Source organism: Bradyrhizobium sp. USDA 4502 (genome assembly GCF_054063355.1).
Genome location: NZ_JBSSGF010000001.1, coordinates 2,491,835 through 2,518,440, shown reverse-complemented (window position 1 = coordinate 2,518,440; position 26,606 = coordinate 2,491,835). Strand labels below are relative to the sequence as shown.

At 65.4% G+C, this 26,606-nt stretch carries 26 protein-coding genes; 15 read left to right on the top strand and 11 right to left on the bottom strand.

Translation table 11 applies throughout. The annotated features are described in order from the left end of the window. Nucleotides 1-8: 8 nt before the first annotated feature. Nucleotides 9-968 carry a hypothetical protein gene (locus tag ACVW1B_RS11340; RefSeq protein WP_253608923.1) on the bottom strand — a complete coding sequence of 320 codons (960 nt, stop codon included), beginning with the start codon at nt 966-968 and terminating at the stop codon, nt 9-11. Between the two features lie 258 nt (nt 969-1,226). On the opposite strand from ACVW1B_RS11340, the gene ACVW1B_RS11335 reads away from it, so the two are divergent. After that, nucleotides 1,227-2,480 carry a class I SAM-dependent methyltransferase gene (locus ACVW1B_RS11335; protein WP_456780667.1) on the top strand — a complete coding sequence of 418 codons (1,254 nt, stop codon included), beginning with the start codon at nt 1,227-1,229 and terminating at the stop codon, nt 2,478-2,480. Nucleotides 2,481-2,500: 20 nt separating this feature from the next. Here the strand turns inward: ACVW1B_RS11335 and ACVW1B_RS11330 are convergent, their stop codons facing one another. Next, nucleotides 2,501-2,671, bottom strand: a complete 171-nt coding sequence (locus tag ACVW1B_RS11330; protein ID WP_194295401.1) for a hypothetical protein — start codon at nt 2,669-2,671, stop codon at nt 2,501-2,503. Between the two features lie 184 nt (nt 2,672-2,855). Here ACVW1B_RS11330 and ACVW1B_RS11325 point away from each other — a divergent pair, with 184 nt between their 5' ends. The 13 genes from ACVW1B_RS11325 to ACVW1B_RS11265 all read left to right on the top strand — a co-directional run bounded on the left by ACVW1B_RS11325 (nt 2,856) and on the right by ACVW1B_RS11265 (nt 17,122). Beyond that, a complete protein-coding gene (locus tag ACVW1B_RS11325; RefSeq protein WP_256520498.1) occupies nt 2,856-2,978 on the top strand; it encodes a hypothetical protein in 123 nt (40 codons plus the stop codon). A gap of 292 nt (nt 2,979-3,270) precedes the next feature. After that, complete coding sequence (locus ACVW1B_RS11320; protein WP_057019871.1) at nt 3,271-4,773, top strand: replicative DNA helicase; 1,503 nt, start codon at nt 3,271-3,273, stop codon at nt 4,771-4,773. A gap of 48 nt (nt 4,774-4,821) precedes the next feature. Further along, a complete protein-coding gene (gene alr / locus ACVW1B_RS11315) occupies nt 4,822-6,126 on the top strand; it encodes an alanine racemase (RefSeq protein WP_310879500.1) in 1,305 nt (434 codons plus the stop codon). 30 nt (nt 6,127-6,156) lie between these two features. Continuing rightward, on the top strand, nt 6,157-6,927 hold the full coding sequence (locus ACVW1B_RS11310; protein WP_057020052.1) for an exodeoxyribonuclease III: 771 nt from the start codon (nt 6,157-6,159) through the stop codon (nt 6,925-6,927). A gap of 359 nt (nt 6,928-7,286) precedes the next feature. Then, nucleotides 7,287-8,012 (top strand): sulfite exporter TauE/SafE family protein, encoded by a 726-nt coding sequence (locus ACVW1B_RS11305; RefSeq protein ID WP_028335150.1) that lies wholly within the window; start codon nt 7,287-7,289, stop codon nt 8,010-8,012. 441 nt (nt 8,013-8,453) lie between these two features. Next, nucleotides 8,454-8,741: a hypothetical protein gene (locus tag ACVW1B_RS11300; RefSeq protein WP_253608927.1), complete on the top strand. Its 288-nt coding sequence runs from the start codon at nt 8,454-8,456 to the stop codon at nt 8,739-8,741. 174 nt (nt 8,742-8,915) lie between these two features. Beyond that, nucleotides 8,916-9,530 (top strand): hypothetical protein, encoded by a 615-nt coding sequence (locus ACVW1B_RS11295; protein ID WP_253608928.1) that lies wholly within the window; start codon nt 8,916-8,918, stop codon nt 9,528-9,530. Nucleotides 9,531-9,626: 96 nt separating this feature from the next. After that, the gene (gene radA / locus ACVW1B_RS11290) at nt 9,627-11,117 is read left to right on the top strand and encodes a DNA repair protein RadA (protein ID WP_456780669.1); all 1,491 of its coding nucleotides are present in this window, start codon (nt 9,627-9,629) and stop codon (nt 11,115-11,117) included. A 204-nt stretch (nt 11,118-11,321) separates the two neighbouring features. After that, nucleotides 11,322-11,957, top strand: a complete 636-nt coding sequence (locus ACVW1B_RS11285) for a CvpA family protein (RefSeq protein WP_026192677.1) — start codon at nt 11,322-11,324, stop codon at nt 11,955-11,957. 34 nt (nt 11,958-11,991) lie between these two features. Continuing rightward, nucleotides 11,992-13,518: an amidophosphoribosyltransferase gene (gene purF / locus ACVW1B_RS11280; protein ID WP_456781918.1), complete on the top strand. Its 1,527-nt coding sequence runs from the start codon at nt 11,992-11,994 to the stop codon at nt 13,516-13,518. A 152-nt stretch (nt 13,519-13,670) separates the two neighbouring features. Next, nucleotides 13,671-14,411: an SDR family NAD(P)-dependent oxidoreductase gene (locus ACVW1B_RS11275; RefSeq protein ID WP_456780670.1), complete on the top strand. Its 741-nt coding sequence runs from the start codon at nt 13,671-13,673 to the stop codon at nt 14,409-14,411. A 195-nt stretch (nt 14,412-14,606) separates the two neighbouring features. Further along, nucleotides 14,607-15,746 carry a hypothetical protein gene (locus tag ACVW1B_RS11270; RefSeq protein WP_456821610.1) on the top strand — a complete coding sequence of 380 codons (1,140 nt, stop codon included), beginning with the start codon at nt 14,607-14,609 and terminating at the stop codon, nt 15,744-15,746. A gap of 149 nt (nt 15,747-15,895) precedes the next feature. Beyond that, on the top strand, nt 15,896-17,122 hold the full coding sequence (locus ACVW1B_RS11265; protein WP_456780672.1) for an ABC transporter substrate-binding protein: 1,227 nt from the start codon (nt 15,896-15,898) through the stop codon (nt 17,120-17,122). Nucleotides 17,123-17,246: 124 nt separating this feature from the next. Here ACVW1B_RS11265 and ACVW1B_RS11260 read toward each other — a convergent pair whose 3' ends face one another. The 4 genes from ACVW1B_RS11260 to ACVW1B_RS11245 form a co-directional block, all read right to left on the bottom strand. After that, nucleotides 17,247-17,816 (bottom strand): DUF2147 domain-containing protein, encoded by a 570-nt coding sequence (locus ACVW1B_RS11260; protein WP_456780673.1) that lies wholly within the window; start codon nt 17,814-17,816, stop codon nt 17,247-17,249. Nucleotides 17,817-17,867: 51 nt separating this feature from the next. Next, nucleotides 17,868-18,530: a DUF3313 domain-containing protein gene (locus tag ACVW1B_RS11255; protein ID WP_456780674.1), complete on the bottom strand. Its 663-nt coding sequence runs from the start codon at nt 18,528-18,530 to the stop codon at nt 17,868-17,870. A gap of 392 nt (nt 18,531-18,922) precedes the next feature. Next, a complete protein-coding gene (locus ACVW1B_RS11250; RefSeq protein WP_456780675.1) occupies nt 18,923-19,597 on the bottom strand; it encodes a TetR/AcrR family transcriptional regulator in 675 nt (224 codons plus the stop codon). A 168-nt stretch (nt 19,598-19,765) separates the two neighbouring features. Next, the gene (locus ACVW1B_RS11245; RefSeq protein WP_456780676.1) at nt 19,766-20,023 is read right to left on the bottom strand and encodes a hypothetical protein; all 258 of its coding nucleotides are present in this window, start codon (nt 20,021-20,023) and stop codon (nt 19,766-19,768) included. 200 nt (nt 20,024-20,223) lie between these two features. Here ACVW1B_RS11245 and ACVW1B_RS11240 point away from each other — a divergent pair, with 200 nt between their 5' ends. After that, nucleotides 20,224-20,616 carry a nuclear transport factor 2 family protein gene (locus ACVW1B_RS11240; RefSeq protein ID WP_456780677.1) on the top strand — a complete coding sequence of 131 codons (393 nt, stop codon included), beginning with the start codon at nt 20,224-20,226 and terminating at the stop codon, nt 20,614-20,616. 37 nt (nt 20,617-20,653) lie between these two features. Here the strand turns inward: ACVW1B_RS11240 and ACVW1B_RS11235 are convergent, their stop codons facing one another. The 5 genes from ACVW1B_RS11235 to ACVW1B_RS11215 form a co-directional block, all read right to left on the bottom strand. Continuing rightward, nucleotides 20,654-21,901: an MFS transporter gene (locus ACVW1B_RS11235; RefSeq protein WP_456780678.1), complete on the bottom strand. Its 1,248-nt coding sequence runs from the start codon at nt 21,899-21,901 to the stop codon at nt 20,654-20,656. Beyond that, the gene (gene der, locus ACVW1B_RS11230; RefSeq protein WP_456821609.1) at nt 21,898-23,280 is read right to left on the bottom strand and encodes a ribosome biogenesis GTPase Der; all 1,383 of its coding nucleotides are present in this window, start codon (nt 23,278-23,280) and stop codon (nt 21,898-21,900) included. The genes ACVW1B_RS11235 and der overlap by 4 nt, the downstream gene beginning before the upstream one ends. Nucleotides 23,281-23,493: 213 nt before the next feature. After that, on the bottom strand, nt 23,494-24,045 hold the full coding sequence (locus ACVW1B_RS11225) for a hypothetical protein (RefSeq protein ID WP_456821608.1): 552 nt from the start codon (nt 24,043-24,045) through the stop codon (nt 23,494-23,496). 37 nt (nt 24,046-24,082) lie between these two features. Next, nucleotides 24,083-24,739 carry a tetratricopeptide repeat protein gene (locus tag ACVW1B_RS11220; protein WP_028335134.1) on the bottom strand — a complete coding sequence of 219 codons (657 nt, stop codon included), beginning with the start codon at nt 24,737-24,739 and terminating at the stop codon, nt 24,083-24,085. Nucleotides 24,740-25,006: 267 nt separating this feature from the next. Next, on the bottom strand, nt 25,007-26,605 hold the full coding sequence (locus tag ACVW1B_RS11215; RefSeq protein ID WP_456780681.1) for a class I adenylate-forming enzyme family protein: 1,599 nt from the start codon (nt 26,603-26,605) through the stop codon (nt 25,007-25,009). Nucleotide 26,606: the final 1 nt, after the last annotated feature.

The following is a 26,606-nucleotide window of genomic DNA, read 5'->3' as shown; positions in this document are numbered from 1 at the left end:
GTTGGCGATTACTTCGAGGTCGGAGCTTCCGGCGGGCCGGAGCCTGGCGTCGTGGGCGGTGGCGGCGGCGGCGCCGTCGCAGTCACCGGCGGCGCGGCTGGCGCCGGAGCGGGAGATGCGGCTGCTGCCGGCTCGGACGCCGCAGGCGCAGCCGCGGCAGGCGCCGGTGTGACCTGCGGAACCGGATCGGATCGCACGGCAGCCGGCTCGCCGCCGCCATTGCTCTTGGGCGCGTCGACCTTTGCCGTGTCGGGCTCGGCGGCAGGCTTCGCCGGCTTCTCGGCTTCACCCTTGTCATCATGCCGGGTGGATGTCTTGGGGTCTGTCTTGGGCTCGTCGCTGGTCGCCGCGCCCTTGGGCGTCTCCTCGGACTTCGGCTCCTCGACGGGCTTGCCGCGACGGCCGTGCTTCTGACGCGACGGCTTGCCCTCGCCCAAGGCCTGCGGCGTCTGGCCGTCATCCGGCTTCGCGCCTTCCGGCGTCTCGCTCGGGCGGGCCATCCGCTTGCCGCGGTGAGCTGGACGTCCTTCGGGATTCAAGCCATCGCCATCGGGTTTGGCCCCTTCCTGCGGCGCGGCATCCTGGTGCCGTCGGCGGGCCGGACGCTCGGACGGCTGCTCCGGGGACTGGTTCGCCTCCTGCCTGCCTTCCCTACCGCCCTTAGTCCCCTTGGGCTGATCCTTGGCCTGGTAGCGCGGGTCGTTGGCACCATTCGAAATCAGATAGGAGGCAAGCACGCCGGCCATGTCGCTGGACGTCGTGTAGTGCTGGCGCAGGAAGCCCGGCAGCGAACCGGCCGGGACCGATTTCAGCAGGCCGCGCGGGCTCTTGTGGCAAGCTGTGCAGGTGCTTGCGAAGATCTGGGAGGGGCTCTTGCCGGCCTCGAGGTTTTGCGCCTGCGCCGATACGGCTGACAGGCAGCCAATCAGAAGCGCCACCGTCGCCAGACTGAGGGCTCGGCTCAACATTCCTTAAGTCTCCAGATTCCGGAAAAATCGCCGCCAGCGCCTGATGGATCGGCCGCGGCGGTCACCTTTTAGCCGATTATCGCGCGAATGGAAGCGCGCCCATGACGCATCCACGCAATTGTCACATTTTGGAATATCGGCTTTGACCACAACGCTATAGCGCGATCTAATTCCCTGCCTATCTTGAGGTTGGGGACACATTGGAGTGATCAACTCCGGTGGTGTCGGTGTGCAGCTTGCCGTTCCGTTGGTGTTTCGATGGACCGATTGTTGCGATACTTCTTGGGGCGCTTCATCCGCCGCGGTTCGATCACGTTCACGACCGCGAGCGGCGCTCAGTTCACCTGCGGTGACGGCACGGGCGTACCGGTTGCCGTGCGCTTCATGACGCGAGGGGCTGAACTCCGCGTGCTGGTCGATCCCGAGCTTTATCTCGGCGAAGCCTTCATGGACGGCACGTTCGTGGTGGAGCAAGGCACCGTTGCCGACGTGTTGGCGGTGCTTATGGGTCAGGCAGCCATGCTGCCGAACTTTGCCAGGCTGCAGGCCTGGGTACGCTTCCTCGGACGCCGCGCCCAGCAGATCAATGTGCGCGGCCGATCCAGAAGCAATGTCGCCCGTCATTACGATCTCGACGGCCGCCTCTATTCGCTCTTCCTCGACGCGGACAAGCAATACAGCTGCGCCTATTTCGAGACGCCGGACGCGACGCTGGACGATGCCCAGCTCGCCAAGAAGCGTCACCTCGCCGCAAAACTCCTGATCAAGCCCGGGCACCGCATCCTCGACATCGGTTCCGGCTGGGGTGGCCTTGGGCTCTATCTCGCCGAGATGAGCGACGCCGACGTCACCGGCGTCACGCTGTCGACCGAGCAGCTGCAAATTTCCAACGCCCGGGCGGCGGAGCGGAACCTGGCGCAATCGGCGCGCTTCCTGCTGGAGGACTACCGCGACATCCCCGGGCCGTTCGACCGCATCGTCTCGGTCGGCATGTTCGAGCATGTCGGGGTCGCCTACTATGAAACCTTCTTCGCGCGCTGCGCCGAACTGCTCAGCGACGACGGTGTCATGGTGCTGCATTCGATCGGCCGCTCGACCGGCCCCGACGTCACCAGCCCCTGGATCCGCAAATACATCTTCCCCGGCGGCTACATTCCGGCGCTGTCCGAGGTCATGCCGGCGATCGAGAAGGCCGGATTGCTGATCTGCGACATGGAGATCCTGCGCCTGCACTATGCCGAGACGCTGAAGGCATGGCGCGAGCGCTTCATGGCGCGGCGCGAGGAGGCCGTGCGGCTCTACGACGAGACCTTTGCCCGGATGTGGGAATTCTACCTGGCTGCCTCGGAGATGTCGTTCCGCGTGCAGAACATGATGAACTTCCAGCTCCAGCTCACCAAGCGCCAGGGCATCGTCCCGATAACCCGCGACTATATCGGCGGCGAAGAAGCCCGCCTGCGGCTGAAGGAGGCCGGCGCGGCCAAGCCCCGGCTGCAACTGGCCGGCGAATAGGTCTGAAGGAACGGGTGCGGCTAGTTGCGCAGGCTGTAGGCCGACCCGCAATGGCCAAAGGTCGGCGCCGGACGCGCAAGATGGGCCGCGGCGGCCGAAATCAAGCTGGCATCGCAGGGAACATTGCGGACCTCGGGACGCGCCGCCTGCTCCATGGCATCGACAAGCGCCGCCAGCCAGCGGCGATCCATGCCATCTGCCCGGCCAAGCCTTGATCGCGCTGTCTGAAACTCTCGAGCCATCGCCGCCGTATCTTGCCTGAGCGTAGACAACCTGGAATCCGCCGGGTCGTTCCCGCGAACCTGCCGCAAAAAAAGTGCGGCGCATGTGATCTGCTTCACAGAGGTCTGTCCCGGACTGTCGTAGTGGTCCGGAATGACCCGAGAAACACACCAGACGATGTTGGACCCGCAGCGCGATATCGCGACTGACTACGCCCTGATCGCCACTGGCGTGGTGGCCGCCTTGATCGCGCTGGCCTTCCTCATCCTGGTCTGAGAAATCGACGCCAACAGCCGCCTCGCCTCTCCATGGGTCCGCTCGCCTGGCAAAAGGTTCAGGCGGCGTCCAATTTTTGCCAACGACCGTGCTGATCGGCCGGCTCCCGCCCGGTTTCGGACAAAACCCCAGTCAAGCGGAATGCATCCGGCTGTTTCGGATTCACACCTCGCGTTGTGTGAATCGTGCATAAGAAACATCCGTCCTTTCGCTTCGTGCCGGGCTGGCGCTTCATCGCCGCCCCACAGCCGAAAATCTCAGTAACGACGAAATCAGAAGAATAAGCTCGTCCATGGCCTTGATTGATTCGAACGTCCACAAGCTCGCGCCCGACGCCGCATCCCCGGCCTACCGAAGTGCGCCGCACAACATCGAAGCGGAACAGGGCCTGCTGGGCGCGATCCTGGTCAATAACGACGCCTTCTACCGGGTCTCCGATTTCCTGGAGCCGAAGCACTTCTTCGAAACCATCCATCAGCAAATCTATGAGACCGCCGGAAGCCTGATCCGGATGGGCAAGGTCGCGAACCCCGTGACCCTGAAGACGTTCTTGCCGGCCGAGCTCGACATCGGCGGCATGACGGTCGGCCAGTACCTCGCCCGGCTTGCCGCCGAAGCGACCACCATCATCAACGCGCAGGACTACGGACGCACCGTTTACGATCTCAGCCTGCGTCGCAACCTGATCCAGATCGGCGAGGACATCGTCAACGTCGCCTACGACGCGCCGGTCGACTTCGCGCCGCGCGCCCAGATCGAGGACGCCGAGCGGCAGCTCTACGGCCTTGCTGAAACCGGCCGCTATGATGGCGGCTTCCAGCGCTTCGCACAGGCACTGACGATCGCCGTCGACATGGCGGCGAAGGCGTTCCAGCGCGACGGCAAGCTGTCGGGCATCTCGACCGGTCTGCGCGACCTCGACGCCAAGATGGGCGGCCTGCAGCCGTCCGACCTCATCATCCTCGCCGGCCGTCCCGGCATGGGCAAGACATCGCTCGCCACCAACATCGCCTACAACATCGCCAAAGCCTATGTGCCCGAAGTCCAGGCGGACGGCACCACCAAGGCAGTCAATGGCGGCTGTGTCGGCTTCTTCTCCTGCGAAATGAGCGGCGAACAGCTCGCCACCCGTATTCTCGCCGAGCGCACCGGCATTCCCTCGAGCTCGATCCGTCGCGGCGGCATCTCCGAGCTCGATTTCGAGAAGATCCGCGACTGTTCGATCGAGCTGCAATCGCTGCCCTTCTACGTCGACGAAACCGGCGGCCTCTCGATCTCGCAGCTCACCGCGCGGGCGCGACGGCTCAAGCGCCAGAAGGGCCTCGACTTGATCGTGATCGACTACATCCAGCTGCTGCAGGGCTCGGGCAAACGCGGCAACGACAACCGCGTGCAGGAAATCACCGAGATCACCACCAACCTGAAGGCACTGGCCAAGGAACTGAACGTTCCGATCATCGCGCTCTCGCAGCTGTCGCGTCAGGTCGAAAACCGCGACGACAAGCGGCCGCAGCTGTCCGACCTGCGTGAATCCGGCTCGATCGAGCAGGACGCCGACGTCGTGATCTTCGTCTATCGCGAGGAATACTACCTCGCCAACAAGGAGCCGCGCGCGGGCACGCCGGAATATGAGAAGTGGCAGATGGACATGGACCTTGCCCACGGCAAGGCCGAAGTCATTATCGGCAAGCAGCGCCACGGCCCGACCGGCACGGTCGATCTGCACTTCGAGGCCAGCGTCACGCGCTTCGGCGACCTCGCACCCGACGGTCAGGTTCCAGATCACGGCCACTGAGATCCGGACTCGGTTGAACGACGCAAGGCACCCGCGTACAACTGAGCCATGAACATCGTGACTGACGCGAAATCGCAGCTGACACCCGAGGCCAGTTTGCTGGCGGCCCACCCGACCGCCAGCGGTATCCTCACCATCGACCTCGACGCCATCATCGCCAACTGGCGCAAGCTCGAGAAGACCGCGGTGCCGGCCGAATGCGCCGCCGTGGTCAAGGCCAATGCCTATGGCTGCGGCGCCGAGCAGGTTTCGCGGGCGCTCGCCAGGGCCGGTTGCAAGACCTTTTTCGTCGCCAGCGTCGAGGAGGCTGCCGCGGTGCGCGCGGCCGCTCCCGAGGCGACGGTGTATTCGCTCGGCGGCTTCTTCCAGAACACCGGCGACGCCTACGCCAGGATCGACTGCAAGCCGGTGATCGGCGATCTCAACGAGCTCGCCGAATGGGACGTGTTCTGCCGCCGCTCCGGCTGGTCCGGCGGCGCCGGCATCCATATCGACACCGGCATGAACCGGCTGGGGCTCACGGTCAGCGAGGCGCAGGGCATCATCCCGCGGATCAATGCCGGCGACCACGGCATCACGCTGGTCATGAGCCACCTCGCCTCCGCCGAATTGCTCAACAATCCCGCCAACGCCAAGCAGCTTGCGAGCTTCCGCGAGATCGCGAGCCTGTTCACCGGCGTGCCGGCCTCGCTGGCGAATTCTTCCGGCGTGTTTCTCGGCGCGCAATTCCAGTTCGAGATGGTGCGGCCGGGCTGCGCGCTCTATGGCGTCAATCCGACGCCGGAGGCCGACAACCCGATGCAGCAGGTGGTCGATCTCAAGGCGCGCATCGTGCAGATCCGCAACATCGACCGCGGCGAGACCGTCGGCTATGGCGGCACCTGGACCGCGCGCCGGCCGACCCGGCTTGCGATCGTCGCCGCCGGCTATGCCGACGGCTATTTCCGCGCCGCCAGCGCCAATGACGGCACCCGCGGCGCCGAGGTCGTGGTCGCCGGCAAGCGCTGCCCGATCGCCGGCCGCGTCTCGATGGACCTGATCGCGGTCGATGTCACCGACCTCGACAAGAATGCCGTGCGGCGCGGCCACATGGTGACGCTGATCGGCGAAGGCATCACGGTCGACGAGGTCGCGCATCATTTCGGCACCATCGGCTACGAGGTGCTGACCAGCCTCGGCCGCCGCTTCGTGCGCATCTACAAGGGCGGCGATGCCGTCGCCGCGAGAAGCGACGCGGTCGCCGAGACGAGCGAGCCGGCTGCCACGCCCGCAGCACCGCCAGCCTTGCCAACAGCAGCGCCCGCTGCGCCGCCGCCACTGCCGGCCGCCGAGCCAACAGCGACGTCCACCTGACATGATCAAGGTTCGCGATTGCCGGTGCGCATGAAGATCGCGACCTTCAACATCAACAACGTCAACCGCCGCCTGCCCAACCTGTTGCGCTGGCTGAAATCGGCCAGGCCCGACATCGTCAGTCTGCAGGAACTGAAGGCCAGCGACGCCGAGTTTCCCGCGGCCGCGATCGAGCAGGCCGGCTACGGCGCGGTGTGGCAGGGACAGAAGACCTGGAACGGCGTCGCCATCCTCGCGCGCAAGGCCGAGCCGGTGCTGATCCGCACCGCCCTGCCCGGCGATGCCGGCGATCACGAAGCGCGCTACATCGAGGCCGCGGTGCGCGGCATCGTCGTCACCAGCCTCTATCTGCCGAACGGCAATCCGCAGCCCGGGCCGAAATTCGATTACAAGCTCGCCTGGTTCAAGCGGCTGCGCGCCCATGCCGCCAAGCTGCTCAAGCAGGACGTCCCGGTGGTGCTCGCCGGCGACTACAATGTCGCGCCGACGCCGTTCGACATCTACCCAACGCGGTCCTGGGACAAGGATGCGCTGATCCAGCCGAAGAGCCGCGCCGCCTTCAAGGCGCTGGTCGATCAGGGCTGGTGCGATGCGATCCGCGCCCTGCATCCGGACGCGCCGATGTTCACCTTCTGGGACTACAAGCGCCAGCGCTGGCCACGCGATGCAGGCCTGCGGCTCGATCATCTCCTGCTCAGCCCCGCAGTGGCGCCGCGGCTCGTGAAAGCCGGCGTCGACCGCGCCATCCGCGGCGAGGACGGCGCCAGCGATCACGCGCCGGCGTGGGTGGTGTTGAGGTGACGGGTTTGCGTGTCGCGCTCGCGCCACAATCACTCTGTCGTCCCTGCGAAAGCAGGGACCCATACTCCGCGGCCGATGTTGTGAACGGGACTTGTCGTTCCGGCGGCGCGCAATAATCCGCATTCGTGGTTATGGGTCCCTGCTTTCGCAGGGTCGACAACAAATGTGTTGCGCGGTCTATGAGTCATACCTCCGCATTCTCGCGACATGATTTGTCCAAGTCTTGCTGCGCTGCGCACGATGGCGTGTCGATGGTTCGGCGGCGCCCTTGCGCCGTCTCGAGCCATGAGGTCACACTGAGCCCCTCTCCCGGGGCACGCATTCAGCATGGCTCGGGATCACCTCACCGGAGCGCGCAGGTGGGCTTCCTCTTCGTCCTCATCGTCGGCCTAGTCGCCGGCACCATTTCCGGCATCGTCGGCACCGGCTCGTCGATCATGCTGATGCCGGTGCTGGTCTATCAGTACGGGCCGAAGCAGGCGGTACCGATCATGGCCGTCGCCGCCGTGATGGCCAATCTGTCGCGCATCCTCGCCTGGTGGCGCGAGGTCGACTGGCGTGCCTGCATCGCCTACTCGATCACGGGCATCCCGGCCGCCGCGCTCGGCGCGCGCACCCTGCTCGCGCTGCCCTCGCATGCGGTCGATATAGCGATCGGCGTATTCCTGATCGCGATGGTGCCGGTGCGGCACTGGCTGGCGCGGCACAGGCTGAAGGCCAATCTCTGGCATCTCGCAATCGGCGGTGCGCTCATCGGCTACCTCACCGGCATCGTGGCCTCGACCGGCCCGCTCAGCGTGCCGCTGTTCCTGTTCTACGGTCTCAGCAAGGGCGCGTTCCTCGCCACCGAGGCGGCGAGCTCGCTCGGGCTCTATGTCAGCAAGTCGGTGACGTTCGAGCGCTTCGGCGCGCTGACGCCGGACATCGCGCTGAAGGGCCTGATCGCCGGCGCCTCGCTGATGGCCGGCGCCTTCATCGCCAAGCGCTTCGTGCTGCAGCTGAAGCCGGAGTCGTTCCGCCTGATCATGGACGGCATCATGCTGGCGGCGGGCACGGCGCTATTGTGGTCTGCAATGACGCAGTAAAATTCCGACATCGACCAGGCCCTGGGCAAACGGATTTCACCGTGACGAACACCAACATCCTCCCGATGGTGTCGTAATTCTACGGGGCTTTGCGCATCGGGTGGCGTGTACCCCGAAAGAGTTTTGTTGAGCGCTCACCTTCCGTTGTTATCCGGATTGCCATCGTCCGGCCGCTGCGTTTATGACAATCTCATTACTTGCACTTGATCGTTTGCGGAAAAGAACTTTGCTCCAGCAGGCATCACAGGGTTGATCGACGACCCGGATGCGAGTCCCGAGAGTTCAGACGACGAGGTTCAGCGACACATGGCGTGCAGATCGGGCGCAGAGCCCGGCGCCTGATGTCGCCGATGTCGGCCTGACGAATGCGGGATCGCAAGTCGAAGCATTGGGAGTCGCGGGTCGTCAAAGCCCACGACAGGCGGGAAAGGCAGGCGCGCGATGCGCAAGATGATGATCACGACTGCGGCGATTGTGACGTTCGCCGTTGCCGGCTCGGCGTTCTGGCCGACGGCAAGGCCCGATGTCGCGCAGTTCGGCGACAGCGTCTACGAGACGATCTGGGTCTGGCGAATTCCGGTCTACGCCAACAATCCGTCGTGGCGGGTTCGCTGGAGCTGGAGCGATCCGTTGCGCGCGCAGGCGAGATGCTGCCGCGCTCTGCCGACGAGTCTGACGCCGCGCGAGAAACCGCCGCTGCTGCTGTCGCGGCGGGACATCCACGTTTGACCGCGCGTACAAACGAGAGAGCAGTTCCCTTGCGCGAAGCGCATTTGATTCAAATTCGCGCTGTAGTTGAACTTACTTTTTATCCTTAACCAGAAACCTGATCTTTGATTTACATCTGCAAGATGCGGTTTACCTTGTCTCCGCGAGCACAGCGGATTCAGGGACAACAACAATATGCGCCAACCAAGCTTCACCCTGTGGTTGACCGTTGTTCTGGCGACGCAGGGTTTGAGCGTCGCGGCAGACGAGACAAGACCGGGCCAACCGGGTGCCGTTGCCGCCGCTGACCGCGTTGCATGTTCCCTGCAGCCAAAAAGCGAGGAACCGTCTGATCCGTCGTCGACCTCGGCAATTCCCCACGCCGAAAAATTCGTCGCGCGGGAACATTTCAAGGAGGACATCGCCTCGAGCGCGCCGGTCAGGATTTCCTGGTTAGGCGCGACCTTCGCGCAGCGCTTCACGAACAAGATCGAGGACGATAGCGGCGGCGCATCGTTGCAGACCTTCATCCTGAGCGCAGCCTCGAGCGACAAGGAGATCCTCGCCAAACTGGGTCAGAGCCACGAGAGCAGGCTGGCCGACGTCTGGTGCGCGTTGAGGCGACAGCCCAGCGGCAGCAATGGCCCGCTGGAGGTCAACGCCAAGCCGAACGTGTTTTACGTACGCGACAGCGCCGGAGAGCTTGGTGCCGTCGACGTGCTTTGGGGCGGCGTCGGCTGGGAAATCGGCGCAAGCCCGGTCGGCGACAAGCCGCGCTGGCCGGGCGGAACGCGGGTGTTCTCGCGCTGAGCCGGCCCCGCGATCTGCCGCTCCGTCTTCGATGGATCGTGCGCGGCGGCCGAACCGTGCTATGCATCGTGCGCGATAGCGCGACTCACCTGCTCCATGGCCAAATCTACCCTCTCCTTCGTCTGCCAGAACTGCGGCGCGGCGTATAATCGCTGGCAGGGCAAGTGCGATTCCTGCGGCGAGTGGAACACGCTGGCCGAGGAAGACATCACAGGCTCGGTGCCGGTCTCGATCCGCAGCAAGCGCAAGGGGCGGACGTTTGCGCTGGAATCGCTGTCCGGCAAGACCCAGGACGCGCCGCGGCTGTCCTCCGGGATGGCCGAGCTCGACCGCGTCACCGGCGGCGGCTTCGTCCGCGGCTCGGTGCTTTTGGTCGGCGGCGATCCCGGCATCGGAAAATCCACGCTGCTGACCCAGGCGACCAGCATGATGGCGCGCGCCGGCCACCGCGCCGTCTATATCTCCGGCGAAGAGGCGGTCGCCCAGGTGCGGCTGCGCGCCGAACGGCTCGGCCTCGCGGACGCGCCGGTGCAGCTGGCTTCGGAAACCTCGGTCGAGGACATCGTCGCGACGCTGTCGGAAGGCGCGGTGCCGCGCCTGATCGTGATCGACTCGATCCAGACCATGTGGACCGACACGGTGGAATCCGCGCCCGGAACGGTGACCCAGGTCCGCGCCTCGGCGCAGGCCCTCATTCGTTTTGCCAAGAAGACGGGTGCCGCGATCATCCTGGTCGGCCATGTGACAAAGGACGGCCAGATCGCCGGTCCCCGCGTGGTCGAGCACATGGTCGATGCGGTGCTGTCGTTCGAGGGCGAAGGCTCGCAGCAGTTCCGCATTCTGCGCTCGGTGAAGAACCGTTTTGGCGCGACCGACGAGATCGGCGTATTCGAGATGACCGGCCTCGGCCTGCGCGAGGTCACCAACCCCTCGGAATTGTTCCTCTCCGAGCGCGAGCTCGGCAGCCCCGGCACGGCGGTGTTCGCCGGCATCGAGGGCACCCGTCCGGTGCTGGTCGAGTTGCAGGCGCTGGTGGCGCCGACCTCGCTCGGCACGCCACGCCGCGCCGTGGTCGGCTGGGACCCGAGCCGGCTGTCGATGGTGCTCGCGGTGCTCGAAGCGCATTGCGGCGTCAAATTGTCCGGACATGACGTCTATCTCAACGTCGCCGGCGGCCTGCGCATCCAGGAACCGGCCGCGGACCTTGCCGCGGCGGCCGCGCTGGTCTCCTCGCTGGTGAACGCGCCGCTGCCGACGGATGCGGTCTATTTCGGCGAGATTTCGCTATCGGGCGCGATCCGCCCGGTGGCGCAGACCCCGGCCCGGCTCAAGGAGGCCCTCAAGCTCGGCTTCGCCCGCGCCATCCTGCCCGAATCGGCCCGCGGCGAGAGCGGTGGCGATTCAGGGCTCACCCTCAACAGCGTCGGCAATCTCACCACGCTGGTCGCCGAAATTGCGGCACGCGGTACGCCAAGAGGCGACCGGGGAACACCGCGAGGCGACCGGCGCGACCCGGGCAGCTCCGGAGGCCCTGATGCGGCTGAGAAAAATGCCACACCGGCCCGATTCCGTCGCGAGACCAGCTAAAGCGGGCGTGACGTATCAGCCCCCCGCCGCTATACATCCGCCGCGCGGGACAGGTGGCGCTCTGGCCTTGCCGGATGCCCCCAATGCGCCTCAGTTAGGACGGCACCGACTTCGCCGATTCGCGAGAGCACTTAGCAGCGTAGGCCCTTAACAACGTAAGCCCTTAACAGCGTACAGAAACGTACCAGCGGACCTGACCAGCCGATGCCCATAACGATACTTGATCTCGTCCTGCTCGGCGTGATGCTGATTTCGGGCCTGCTCGCGATGGTGCGCGGCTTCATGCGCGAGATCCTGTCGATCGCGGCCTGGGGCGCCGCCGCGCTGGTCACGCTGTATGCGTTCTCGAAGCTTTTGCCGACCGCCAAGACCTACTTCAACAACGACACGGTCGCGGCCGTCGTCGTGGTGGCCGGCGTCTTCATCGGCACGCTGATCGTGGTCTCGATCGTCACGGTGCGGATCTCGGACATGATCCTGGATTCCCGGATCGGTGCGCTCGACCGCACCCTCGGCTTCCTGTTCGGGCTCGCCCGCGGCCTCCTGATCGTGGTCGTGGCGTTCATGTTCTTCACCTGGCTGGTTCCGGACAAGCAGCGGCCCGATTGGGTGACCGGGGCGAAGTCCCGCGTGGTGCTGCAGGGAACCGGGGATTGGCTGATGTCGCTCTTGCCTGACGACCCCGAGAACACCATCTTAAAGAAGTTCAAGAAGAATAAGCCAGACGACGATTCTGCGGCCGATACCAATGATCAGGCGACGCCGGCGTCGGGTGATGGCTATAGCAAACCTGCGCGTGACAGCTTGAAGAAGCTGATCGAGAAACCCGCGGGCCGATAAACTATTTGGGCCCTTACGAGAGGCGATGAACGAGATGCAGACCCCTTCGGATCATACCGACCAAATGGATCTCGACCTCGGCCCGATCGAACTGCAAGACCCTCTCAGATACCACCCCGACCTCGATGGCGACACGCTCCGCGAGGAATGCGGTGTGTTCGGCATCTTCGGCCATCCCGAGGCCGCCGCGATCACCGCGCTCGGCCTGCACGCCCTGCAACACCGCGGCCAGGAAGCCGCCGGCATCGTCTCCTTCGACGGCAGCCGCTTCCACAGTGAACGCCGCCTCGGCCTGGTCGGCGACGCCTTCTCCCGCCGCGAGGTGATCGAGCGCTTGCCGGGCAACGCCGCGGTCGGCCATGTCCGCTACTCCACCACCGGCGGCACCATCCTGCGCAACGTGCAGCCACTGTTCGCCGAGCTCAGCGCCGGCGGATTTGCGGTCGGCCACAACGGCAACCTCACCAATGGCCTGACCTTGCGCCGCGAGCTGGTCAAGGGCGGCGCCATGATGCAGTCGACCACCGACACCGAGGTGATCCTGCATCTCGTGGCGCAGTCCAAGCGCACCCGCTTCATCGACCGCTTCATCGAGGCGCTGCGCACCATTGAGGGCGCCTATGCGCTGGTCGCGCTGACCAACAAGAAGCTGGTCGGCGCGCGCGACCCGCTCGGCATCCGCCCGCTGGTGCTCGGCGATCTCGACGGCTGTCCGATCCTGACCTCGGAGACCTGCGCGCTCGACATGATCGGCGCGAAATACGTCCGCGACATCGAGCCCGGCGAGATCATCGTGTTCGACGAGCGAGGGGCTCACAGCCACAAGCCGTTCCCGCCGAAGCCGGCCCGGCCCTGCATCTTCGAATACATCTATTTCGCGCGCCCGGACTCGATCGTCGGCGGCCGTTCGGTCTACGACGTGCGCAAGGCATTTGGCGCCCAGCTGGCGCGCGAGAGCCATCCCGAGGTCGACGTCGTGGTGCCGGTGCCGGATTCCGGCGTGCCCGCCGCGGTCGGCTACAGCCAGTATTCCGGCGTGCCGTTCGAGCTCGGCATCATCCGCAACCACTATGTCGGCCGCACCTTCATCCAGCCGACCCAGAGCGTGCGCGAGCTCGGCGTGCGCATGAAGCATTCGGCCAACCGCGCCGCGATCGAAGGCAAGCGCATCATCCTGATCGACGACAGTCTGGTTCGCGGCACCACCTCGAAGAAGATCGTGCGCATGATGCGCGATGCGGGCGCCCGCGAGGTGCATTTCCGCCTCGCCTCGCCGCCGATCCTCTATCCCGACTATTACGGCATCGACCTGCCGGACCGCGGCGGCCTGCTCGCCGCGACCCATTCGCTCGAGGAGATGCGCGACATCATCGGCGCCGACTCGCTCGCCTTCCTGTCGATCGACGGCATGTACCGCGCGATGGGCTATGAGGGGCGCGACCCGGCAAATCCGAGATTCGCCGACCATTGCTTCACCGGCGCCTACCCGACCCACCTCACCGACCAGAGCGAAACCGAGGCCCCGCCGCGCCAGCTCTCGCTGCTGGCGGAGGCGAGCTAGCCACATCCGCGCTGTCGTCCCTGCGAAAGCAGGGACCCATAACCACCGGCCTATCTGGCTGGCGACAGTGTTAGACACGAACTTCCATTACCGCCGTCACGGCGTATGGGTCCCTGCTTTCGCAGGGACGACGATTTGTTAGAGTCCCTTCCATGACAACACCCCTCGCCTCCCGTATCGCCCTCGTGACCGGCGCCTCGCGCGGCATCGGCTTTGCGACCGCGGTCGCACTGGCCAAGGCCGGCGCGCATGTCGTGGCGGTGGCGCGCACGCAAGGCGGGCTGGAAGAGCTCGACGACGAGATCCGCAAGGCGGGTGGCAGCGCCACCCTGGTGCCGCTCTCGCTCACCGATTACGACGGCATCGCGCGGCTCGGCCTCGCGCTGCATGAGCGCCACGGCAAGCTCGATATCCTGGTCGGCAATGCCGGCACCGCAGGGCCGTCGTCGCCGCTCGGCCATATCGAGCTGAAGCCATGGAACGACGTGTTCGCGATCAACGTCACCGCCAATTTCCAGCTGATCCGCTGCATGGACCCGCTGCTGCGGCAATCCGACGCCGGCCGCGCGGTGTTCGTGACGTCGGGCGTGGCCCACAAGGCCAACGCCTATCTCGGCCCCTATGCGGCCTCGAAGGCCGCGCTGGAGGCACTGGTGCGCTCCTGGGCCAACGAGACCGCCAACACAAAGCTCCGCGTCAACCTGTTCAGCCCCGGCCCGATCCGCACCCGGATGCGCGCGCAGGTGTTTCCCGGCGAAGACCCGATGACGCTGGATACGCCCGACATGGCCGCCGAATTCATCGTGCCGATGTGTTTGCCCGCATGGACCGAGACCGGCAAGCTCTACGACTACAAGGCGCGCACGCTGCGCAGCTTCCAGCCGCCGGCGTGAGCGCGGCTCTCTCTCCCGTAGCCCGGATGGAGCGAAGCGCAATCCGGGATAATCTCTACGCGGAGAAACCGGCCCCGGATTTCGCTTCGCTCCATCCGGGCTACGCACCTCCTTGCGATTGACTCGCTCGCATCCCCACGATTGACTACGCTCCCCAGCGGGACGACCGCCAAGAAAAATCTCGGGAGGCAACCAATGACGCCGACGTTCAATCGCGCGCGCTCCATTCTGTCCGGATTGTTTCTCTCCGCCTGCATCGCATCATCAGCCCTCTTCGCTACACCAACCCCCGCGAAAGCCGGCGACATCCCGACCTTCACCGTGGATGCATCATGGCCAAAGCCGCTGCCGAACAACTGGATCCTCGGCCAGGTCGGCGGCATCACGGTGGATTGGCAGGGCCACATCTGGATGATTCACCGGCCGCGCTCGCTGACCGACGACGAGAAGGGCGCGAGCCTCAATCCGCCTCGCTCGAAATGCTGCGTCTCGGCGCCGCCGGTGCTCGAATTCGACGCTGACGGCAATCTGCTGCGGTCCTGGGGCGGTCCGGGTGACGGCTATGAGTGGGTTGGCCGCGAGCACGGCATCGAGGTCGACGAGCGCGGCTTCGTCTGGATCGGCGGCAACGCCGACAATGACAATGCGATCCTCAAGTTCACCCTCGACGGCAAGTTCGTCTCACAGATCGGCTCGATCGCACCGAGCAAGGGGTCGAACGACACCACGCAGCTCGGCAAGCCCGCCGAGACCGCGATCGACAAGGAGGCCAACGAGATCTACGTCGCCGACGGTTACGGCAACCGGCGCGTCATCGTGTTCGATGCCACCACCGGCGCCTACAAGCGGCACTGGGGCGCCTATGGCAACAAGCCCGATGACGCCAAGCAGCCGCCCTACGATCCGAAGGCGCAGGTCGCGCAACAGTTCGGCAATCCCGTGCACTGCGTGAAGATCGCCAATGACGGACTGGTCTATGTCTGCGACCGCATCAACAACCGCATCCAGGTGTTCAGGAAGGACGGCGGCTTCGTGAAGGAGTTCTTCTTCGAGAAGAGCACGCTCGGCAACGGCGCGGTGTGGGACATCGCGCTGTGGCCCGATCCCAAGCAGACCTACCTACTCTCCGCCGACGGCGAGAACAACGAGATCCGCGTCATCAGGCGTGACGACGGCGCGGTGGTCGGCAGCTTCGGCCGCAACGGCCGCAACGCCGGGCAATTCCACTGGGTGCACGCGCTCGCGGTCGACGCCAAGGGCAACGTCTATACCGCCGAGGTCGACACCGGAAAAAGGATCCAGAAATTCAAGCTGACCTCCGACGCGCTCAAGTAAGGGTTTCACCGGATGACGCTTCGACGCAGGCCCACCCGGCTTTAGGCGGATTGCCGCGTCCCCCGGGAAAGGGTAAGCGGGAACTTGAGCGACCGGCAAAAAGGCTCCGCAAGAGGGCTGCCCGGGCTTTAGACAGTGGAGGGAATTTCATGACAACGACGTTTGCGCGGCGCTGCGCCGCGCTTCTTGCTTGCGCCGCACTCGGCCTTTCAACTTCTGCGTTCGCGCAGGACAAGACCGTCAAGATCGGCGTGCTCAACGATATGTCGAGCCTCTATGCCGACATCGGCGGCCCGAACTCGGTGGTCGCGATCAAGATGGCCGTCGAGGATTCCGGCCTGCTCAAGAAGGGCTGGAAGATCGACGTCCTCAGTGGCGACCACCAGAACAAGCCCGACGTCGGCGTCAACATCGCTCGGCAATGGGTCGACAACGAGAAGGTCGATGCGATCGCCGACACGCCGAACTCCGGCGTGGCGCTTGCGGTCAACAATCTCGTCAAGGAAAAGAACATCGTCCTGCTGAATTCGGGCGCGGCGACCGCCGACCTCACCGGCAAGGCCTGCACGCCGAACACGATTTCATATACCTACGACACCTACATGCTGGCCAACGGCACCGGCAAGGCCCTGACGAAGGCCGGCGGCGACACCTGGTTCTTCCTGACGGCCGATTATGCATTCGGCCACGCGCTCGAGCGCGACACCACCGCGGTCGTCAACGCCAATGGCGGCAAGGTGCTCGGAAGCGTCAAGCATCCGATCAACACCGCCGATTTCTCCTCGTTCCTGCTGCAGGCACAATCGTCCAAGGCCAAGGTGGTCGGCCTCGCCAATGCCGGCGGCGACACCACCAACGCGATCAAGCAGGCGGCTGAATTCGGCATCGTTTCCGGCGGCCAAAAGCTCGCGGCGCTGTTGCTGTTCATCAACGACGTGCATTCGCTCGGGTTGAAGACCGCGCAAGGCCTGACGTTCACGGAGTCCTTCTACTGGGACATGAACGACCAGACCCGCGCCTGGTCGAAGCGGTTCTCCGCTTTGGCCAACAAAAACGCGATGCCGTCGATGACCCAGGCGGGCAACTACGCGATGGTGCTGCACTATCTCAAGGCAATGGAAGCGCTCGGCGGCAATCCGCATGACGGCGCCAAGGTCGTCGCCAAGATGAAGGAATTGCCGACCGACGATCCGCTGTTCGGCAAGGGCCCGCTGCGCGCCGACGGCCGGCGCCTGATTCCGGCCTATCTGTTCGAGGTGAAGAAGCCCGAAGAGTCCAAATATCCCTGGGACTATTACAAGCTGATCGCCACGATCGCACCGGAGGACGCCGCGAAGCCGCTTGAGGCCAGCGACTGTCCGCTGCTGAAGAAGTGACCGCGTAGCGGTCATTCCGGGGGCGCGCAACGCGCGAACCTCAGATGCGCAATTGCGCATCGGGGACTCTCGAGATTCCGGGTTCGATGCTGCGCATCGCCCCGGAATGACTTTTTGCATCTTCTTACTTCGCCGCCGACTTCGCCTTGACGGGCGGCGGCAACGATGCCGATTCCCTGTCGGCACGGGGGCCGCCGACATCGCCGGTCAGGCCGACGAGCTGGCCCGGCTGCACGTCCAGCGTCTGCGTCCAGGTCTGGGTCTGGCACAGCAGCTTGAGCAGGCATCCCTTGAGCTTCAGCCGGTCGGACTTGTCGCGCCACAGCGAGACCGCATAGGACTTGCCGTCCTCGGCGTTGTAGATGTCGCCGTCGAACCTGCCCTCCGGCGTCAGCTTCAATCCGAGGATCAGCTGATGGCCGAGCAGCGCACGCGTCCGCCTGTCGGGATCGGGATTGAAGCTGTCGCGGAGCGGCTGGCCGTGTGAATCGAGCGGATCCTTCATCCACACGATGAAGCCGCAGACGCGGTCACGCGCCGTGCCGCATCGCTCGAGGCGGATGCGTGCGCGGCCGTCTTCGGTCAGCCAGGTGCCGCTGGGATCGGCCGGGGCGATCGTTTCGGCGCGGCCGGTCGAGCTCATCAGCAAGGCAGCGACGAGGCTGCGCAGAAACATGCGAACCAGAAAGTTCATGGTAAGGGACCTTTCAGTGTCGGGATGGTTTGCGGACGCGCGCGGCGCGCCTCACTTCAATTGCGCTATGAAAGCATCAGCGCCCTTGTCGATGCCAGCGGTGGCCGCGGCGAGATCGCCGACGCTGGCCTTGATGTCGTAGGCATTGGGATATTGCTTGCTGACATAGGCGCCGAGCAGGCGCGAGGTCGAGCTGTCGAACATCTCGACGGCATAGATGACGGAGCCCGTCATCGTTCCCTCGCCGTCGCGCGCGGCCTGCACGCCGTTGTAGACCGCGCCTGCCAGGTCGAAACGCGACAGCGTGCCGAGCACCGGCGTGTTGGTGACCGCGCCGGTCAGCGTCAGCCGCAGGCGGAACGTGTTCGGCCCGCGCGTGTTCACCAGCGTGAAGCGGCCGCGCAGCTTGTCGGCAAAGCGGGTCTGCATGTAGGCGGCGAGCGTCTGCTTGTCCTTCTCGGACATGTCGCCGAACTGATGATCCGCGCCGCGATAAATCACGACCGGATCGATCACCACCTTGTTGTAGCTGCGCCAGTCGACCGGCGGCGCATAGCGATACGGCACACGTCCCGAAGAATCAGACGTATCCGGCGTCATGTAGGCCGACGATGCCACCTCCGAATAGGCCACCGGCGTGACGGCGGCACATCCTCCCGCGAGGACGCAAAGCGCCATCGCTCCCAGACCGCGCGCGGCGATCGAGCTCTCCATTCCAACCTCCTCATCCGACCCTAAAGCGGAAGAGCAGCTCGGCCGCAGCCGCGTCCGGGGCTGAAAGTACGGCTGCGGCCGTCACTGCCGACCTAGCTCGCCGTCGCGGCGCCGCCAGATCTTGCCTCAGTACGATCAACTATAAAACCGACCAGTTGGTTTGTAAAGTTGCAATCGCAGGAAACGCGTCAGAAAAATGCGGCGGTCGAAATGTCGTGTTGGCTGGCGAGGCGGCTTCGCGAATGGCGGCCGCGCGTTGTCACAAACCCGCGACATCTCGTGTGGTACGGCAGAAATCGCCGGGGGATTTCAGGGGCCCGGTGCCGATCCAACGCCGCCAAGCGATCCATATTCCGCTTGGGCGGCGTTGTGCTTTCGGCAGCGCCGGAAATTCAGCCGCGCTTGCGCGCCGATGCCGGCTTTGCCGCGCGCGCGCCGGCCGGAGGCGAAGATGCCGTGCGCGCCGCCGTCGCCTTGGCTGGCTTTACTGCCTCCGTCGCGCCCTGCTCCATCGCGGTCCACTTGCTGTCGTCGAGCAAGCGCTCGAACAGGCGATCCCGCTCCGCCTCGGTCAGCGACAACATGCCGAACAACGAACTGAGCAGCAGCCCCCGCGCCGCCGCCCAGCGCAGCAGCGCGAGATCGGGATCGCTCGCCTCGGCCTTCATCAGCGCGACCTTCTTGATGTCGACATCGCGCGGCATCGCCATCAATTCGGGGTTCTCGTTCATCGCCGCCAGCAGTGCGAACGCCCCTGCCCGCGGCGTTGAGATCGCCTCCCGGAGCGTCGCGATCTGCGCCGACAGTTCGGGCTGGTCCGTGGTCCCGCGTACCTTTTCGATGTAGCGGTTCGAGAATTCCTCGAAATGCGCCATCTGCTGCTCAAGCAAGGCGCGCAGCACCGCTTCCTTGGTGCGGAACTGATGCATCACGCCGCCCTTGCTGAGACCGCTCTCGCGCGCGATCGCGTCCAGCGTCAGGCGCCCCGGACCGTCGCGCGTCACGATGGTGATCGCGGCGTCGAGTGCGGCGTTGCGGGAGCGTTCCGAGCGGGAAGGATTGTCCATGGTGTACTCAGGAAGGAGTCGCTTGAGATCACAGTATCTCAGCGGCTTCGGTCAATCTCAAGCGCTGCATCTGATCTGCGAGGCAGCGCGAACGGCGTCCCCGGAATGGCGGTGTCGCCGTCGGAAGACGCATCAATTTAGGAATCGGTCATCAAGCTATCCGATCGCTCACGCACACAAGCGAACCTTCTGCAGCAGGCCATGAAGGAAGCCGTAGGCCATTCGGCCGACGACCCGTTCCCCTCGACCGCGTGCGCGGGCGATGGCCTGCGCCTCGGCATAACTGGCGGCGACGATTGTCCCGTGCCTGCCGCCATCGAGCTTCAGGTCGGTCAGGTAGACAACGCCGCGCGACGTCAGCAGCGCCGCCTGCGCGGCGCTGAAGCGGGTCAACTCATCGCAGATATCAACGGCCTCGTCGGTCACCATGCTGCTCCTGGCAGAGCGCCCCCGGAGCGAGGCGCGCGTCTCCAACTGGTATCAGTTCTTATACAAACCAACCGGATGGTTTGCAAATGGACAATATGACGCAACCCGGCAGGTGCGGCCGGACGCATCATCGTGTCGGATCGGCGCGCTCGCATTCGTCCTCGAAGCATCAGCCAGCACTCGGAGGTACGCGAGCGATGACACACCAGAAACAGACGGCGGAAACCGAAATCAGGACGCTCATCGATGCCTGGACGGACGCCGTCCGCAGGCAGGACTATCCGGGCATTTTCGCCCATCACGATCCGGACATCGTGATGTTCGACGTTCCGCCGCCATTGCAGTCACGCGGATTGGATGAGTACCGGAAGACGTGGGACTTGTTCTTCAGGTATCACCGCCCCTCCTACGCCTTCGACATCGAGGAGATCGCGATCACGGCCGGCAATGATGTGGCCTTCGCGGTCGCGGTGATGCGGTGCGGCCCGCCTGATGCCGCGTTCCAGTTCAGGCTGACGATCGGATTCCGCAAGGTCGACGGCGCGTGGCGCGTCACGCACGAGCACCATTCGGTGCCGGCGACGGAATAGAACGTCTCGTGGTGGATCCGTCGGCGGCTTGCCCGCCCTAGGCTTGCTTCGCCGCTGTCGCGCGCCAGGCGATGGCGAGCGCGAGCAGCAGCAGCGCGCCGGCCAGATAGAACGGCGCGCCGGGCATCTTCACCGGCACGTTGTCGCCGATGAAATACGCAAACGTCAGCGTGAACAGGAACGGGCCGATCAATTCCGACATGCTCTGCACGCTTGAAGTCGCGCCCTGCAACTGGCCCTGTTGATCGGCGGCGACGAGCTGCGTCGTCAGCGCCTGCGTCGCAGCGCCCGAGAGGCCCCACAGCGCCATCACGGGAATGCCGATCCAGAACAGCTGGCCGGTCGGCGCGGCGCCGAAGATCACGAAGCCCAGGGCGCCGCAGACGAGGCCGAGGAACAGCGCGTTGCGCTCGCCGAGGCGCTGCACGATCGGGCCGATCGCCGCGCCCTGCACGATCATGCCGCAGAGCCCGACCAGCGCCAGCGTCGCGCCGACGGTGCCGGTGTCCCAGCCATAGCGATAGGTGGCGTAGAGCACGAACACCGAGGGCAGCACGACATGCGCGAGCTGGCCGAAGAACGTCGCCAGCGACAGGCCGGCGAGCGTCCGGTTCGAGCGCAGGAAATGCAGCGCGCCGATCGGATTGGCGCTCTTCCATTTGAACGGCGCGCGCCGCTCCACGGGCAGCGATTCCGGCAGGATGAACAGGCCATACAGCCCGTTGACGAAGCTCAAACCCGCCGCCGCCCAGAACGGCAGCCGCGGGTCGATCTCGCCGAGCAGCCCGCCGAGCGCCGGTCCGAGGATGAAGCCGGCGCCGAAGGCAACGCCGATCTTGCCGAACATCGCGGCGCGCTGCTCCGGCGCAGTGACGTCGGCGATATAGGCGAACACGGTCGAGATGCTCGACGAGGTGATGCCCGAGATCGCCCGACCGATGAACAGCCAGATCAGGTTCGGCGCCAGCGCCATCAGCACATAGTCCGCGGCAAGGCCGAAATTCGACAGCAGCACCACCGGCCGGCGGCCGAAGCGATCGGACAGCGCGCCGAGGATCGGCGAGCAGACGAACTGCATCAAGGCCCAGATCGAGCCGAACACACCGAAGATGCGCGCCGCATTTGCAGTGTCGTTGTTGACGAAGCCTTCGATCAGCTTCGGCAGGATCGGGATGATGATCCCGAGCGCGAGCATGTCGAGCAGCAACGTGATGAAGATGAAGATCACCGCGCCGCTGCGCGGTTGCGCTACAGCAACCGTGTCACCCTCCGACCTTTCGCTCACGACGGGCGTTTGCGCTTGTGGGCGAACGGATTGGCCTTCTCGCGCAGCGTGATCCGGATCGGCGTGCCCGGCAGATCGAACGTCTCGCGCAGCGAGTTGATGAGGTAGCGCAGATAGGATCGCGGGATCGCATCGGCGCGCGAGCAGAACAGCACGAAGCTCGGCGGGCGCGCCTTCACTTGCGTGATGTAGTTCAGCTTCAGCCTGCGGCCCGAGACCGCCGGCGGCGGGTTGGCCTGGATCGCCTGCTCGAACCAGCGATTGAGCGCCGAGGTCGGCAAGCGCCGGTTCCAGACCGCGTAGGCCTCCTGGATCGCCGTCATCAGGCGGTCGATGCCCTCGCCCATCAGGCCGGAGACGGCCACGATCGGCGCGCCCTTGACCTGCGGCAGCCAGTGGTCGGCATCGGTGCGCAGTTGCGAGATCTGGTTGGGCTTGCGCTCGACCAGGTCCCATTTGTTGACCGCGAGCACGATGGCGCGGCCTTCGCGCTCGATCAGGTCGGCGATGCGCAGGTCCTGCTCCTCGAACTTGTTCTGCGCGTCCATCATCATCACGACGACTTCGGCAAAGCGCACCGCGCGCAACGCGTCGGCGACCGAGAGCTTCTCCAGTTTCTCCTCGATCCGCGATCGGCGGCGCAGGCCGGCGGTGTCGAACACCCGGAACTGGCGGCCCTGCCAGGTGATCTCGACCGCGATGGAATCGCGCGTGGTGCCGGCCTCGGGGCTGGTCAGCAGCCGCTCCTCGCCGAGCAGATGGTTGATCAGCGTCGACTTGCCGGCATTCGGCCGGCCAACGATGGCGACGCGGATCGGGCGCTGCGCGGCCTCCTCCTCCGAGATCTCCTCATCGTCCTCAAGCTCGTCGTCTTCCTCCGGCGTCTCCGGCACCAGCGCGCTCAGCGCCTCGTGGAGGTCCCCCATGCCCTCGCCATGCTCGGCCGAGATCTGGACGGGATCGCCGAGCCCGAGCGCGTAGGATTCCATCGCGCCGATCTCGCCATGCTTGCCCTCGGCCTTGTTGGCGACCAGCACCACCGGCTTGTTGGCTTTTCGCGCGAAGTCGGCGAAGGCTCGGTCGGTCGGCGTCAGGCCGACGCGGGCGTCGATCACGAACATCAGGGCGTCGGCGAGTTCGATCGCGGTTTCGGTCTGCTCCTGCATCCGCGCCGTCAGCGAACCCTTGGCGCCTTCGTCCAGACCTGCGGTGTCGATGATGGTGAAGTCGAGGTCGTAGAGCCTGGCCTGGCCCTCGCGACGGTCACGCGTCACGCCGGGCTCGTCGTCGACCAGCGCGAGCTTCTGGCCGACCAGCCGGTTGAACAGCGTCGACTTTCCGACATTGGGCCGGCCGATAATGGCGATGGTGAAAGACATGGATCATCCAGGCGCGGTCTGTTGTCCGCGGGTCAAGGTGCTGGAAAGAACTACAGCAGGAATGGGGAGCGGTCGAAGCAAATGATGGAGCATCTTCTCCCTCTCCCCGCTCTTACGGGGAGAGGGTTGAAACTCCCCCTCACCCGGAATTCAAGCTGTGCTTGAATTCCGACCTCTCCCCGCAGGCGGGGCGAGGTGGAATCCCGCTCGCAATTAGCGTGAAAATCCGCCGCTCGGTAGCGGTGCGGGGAAGGCGCCGCCGGATTGTTGCGTGGTCTGCTGGGCCGGCGCCGCGGGCTGTGCCTGCTGGTCGTCGGCGGGCGGCGCGGTGGTGCGGCGGCGGACGATCTTCTTCGGCTTCGGCTCCGGCGGCAGCGCGGCGGGTGCGCCCTCCTCGGCTGCGGCATCGGGAGCAGCCGCCTGATCTGCGGCCGGCGCTGCGCTGCCCTTGGCGTGCTTCTTGGCGCCCTTCGGCGGCTCCGGCGGCGGGGCCGGTTGGGCAGCGGCGGCTGCCGCGGCGTTCTGCTGATCGAGCTGTTCCTGCTGCGAGCCCTTGTACAATTCCTTCGGCACGCCCTGCTCCAGGCCGGGCACGCCTTCGGGGAATACCGGCTTGCGGTCGCCCTGCAGCTTCTTCTTGGAATCGAGGAAGTCGAGCAGGTCGCTCGGATCGAAATTGGACATGCCGCCACCGCCGCACCCCGCCAGCACGCTGCAAAGCGCTGTCAGAACTGCGGCTGCGATCAGGCGTTGCGAGCGGCGCATGGTCGATCTCTCACTCAAACTCGGGTTTCGCGCCAAGTCAGCTTTTCGCGACCGGCGGCAACAAGGCCTGCAGCGCTTCGGCACGCGAGCGCAGGCTCGGCGGCGTCTCGCCGTCATTGGCAATTTGGTCGAGCCACTGCCGCGCGGCGGTGGCATCGTTGGCGCGCCAGGCCGACAGCGCCAGCAGCTCGCGGGCTGAGTGACGGAACGTCGAGTCCTTCGCCGTTGCCGTGGCCTCGAGCCGTTGCAGCATGTTCGGATAGGTGGTGGTTTCCATCGCGAGCTGCGCGGCACGGATCCGCGCCAAGTCCTGCTCGGGACCGCCGACGCTGCGGTCGGCTGCGATCTCGTCATAGAGCTTCGCGGCAGCCGGCTGATCGCGGGTCGCGACCTCGGCGGCCATGCGCAGCCGCGCCAGATTGCGGTAGCCGGACGGTGCCTTGGTGATGAGAGCGGCGAACGCAGCCTCGGCCTCGGCGTGCTTGTTCTGATCGGACAATTCGACGGCACGGTCGAACGCCGCACCGGCCTCGGCGGCCTTCTTGGCCTCAAGATACTGGTAGCCGCGCCAGCCACCGACGCCCGCAACGATCAGGATCGCCAGGGCGATGATAAAGAGCGAGTACTTGTCCCACAGCTTCTTGAGCTGATCGCGACGGACTTCCTCGTCGACTTCGTCAAATAATTCAGACACTTAAGGCTATCCCATCCCCTCGGGACCGCTGCTATCGGTGGGGCCCAGCCCTACCCGATCCCCACATCGCGGCGGCGTTACCCTAATGGTGTGGCGGAGGCAAGGCAAAGCGAGGTGGATCAAAGCGTTAACGGGGGACGTTTGCGACTTGCCGCAACAGGCCCCCAGCCCGCGCTGCACGTGCCGACCTAAGAGCGAGCTTCGCTGTCTCGACCCCCGCAAGCGGGAGCGGTGCACCGAATTCGCGGATGGTACGTCCACGCCGCGCTACGCGCCTATCGCGGACAGGCTCTCCCTGATCTGGCGCTTGATCACCTTGCCGTTGGCGTTGCGCGGCAGCGGCTCTGCTGTCAGCGCCACTGTCTCCGGCACCTTGTAGTCCGAGAGCCGCTCGGCGCACCAGGCGCGCAGGCTCTCCGCATTCACGTCGGTGCGGGTCACGATCACGGCGTGCACGCGCTCGCCGAGCACCGGGCACGGCTTGGCGATGATCGCGCTCTCGACCACGGCGGGATGGCCGGCCAGAACAGACTCGACCTCGGCGGAATAGATCTTCAGGCCGCCGCGGTTGATCATGTCCTTCTGGCGATCGAACACACGGACGAAGTTTGCCGCGTCGATCGAGCCGAGATCGCCGGAATGCCAGAAGCCGGCCGTAAAACTCTCGGCTGTCGCCTTCGGATTGTTCCAGTAACCCTTGATGACCGAGGCGCTGCGGATCCAGAGCTCGCCGATCCCGCCGCGCGGCAGTTCGCGGCCGTCAGCGCCCATCACGATGATCTCGGCACCGGGGCACGGCAGGCCGACGCTGTCGATATGGGCGGCGGTCAGTTCGCCCGGCATCAGCGTCGAGGGCGACGTGGTCTCGGTCGCGCCGTAGCAATTCGCAAGCTTCAGCCCGGGAATCTTGGCGTCGAGTTTTTCGATGGTTGCGACCGGCATCGGCGCGCCGCCGAAGCCGCCGATCCGCCAGCTCGACAGATCGTAGCTGTCGAAATCCGGCTGCATCAGGCAGAGATTATACATCGCCGGCACCATCACCGTGTAGCTGACGCGCTCGCGCGCCGCGACCTTCAGATATTCCGAGGCCTTGAACTCCGGCATGATGATCAGCGCGCCGGCGCAGCGTGCCATGGTGGTGATGTTGGCGACCGCGCCGGTGACATGCGCGAGCGGCACCGCGGCGATCGAGCGATCCGACTTGGTCAGCTTCAGGCACGACACGAACACCATCGAGGAGTGGATGATGTTGCAATGGGCGAGCATGGCGCCCTTCGGCCGGCCCGTGGTGCCCGAGGTGTAGAGGATCATCGCGGTGTCCTCTTCCCTCACCTCCGCCGGCGCCTGGGCCGCAGCGTTGTCGGCGAGACCAGCGAATTGCGATGCGCCGTCATCGCTGACCGAGATGCGATGCTTGAGGCCGGGAACGTCGGCCGCATCAGGGATGCGGTCGGCAAGCGTGGCCTCATGGACCAGCAGCGTCGCACCGCAATCATTCAGCACATAGGCGATCTCGGGCTTCTGCTGGCGCGTCGAGAGCAGCACCGTGACCAGCCCGGCATGCGCGGCGGCAAACATCGTCAGCACGAATTCGATCCGGTTGCCGAGCAGGATCGCGACGCGGTCGCCGGGCGCAAGGCCGAGGTTTGCAAAGCCCGCCGCGACCTTGGCCGATTTCTCTGCGACCTCGCGCCAGCTCAGGCGCGTCGCGCCGCAGACCAGCGCCTCGCCGTCGCCGTTCTGCGCGACGGCGTCAGCGATCATCCCCCACAGGCTGCCCGGCCGCTCCGGGAAAGCCGGCACGACGCGGTCGCCGAACCGCGGCTCAAGCCGCATCGGTGGAATTGCGTGCTGCGACCAGTCCATG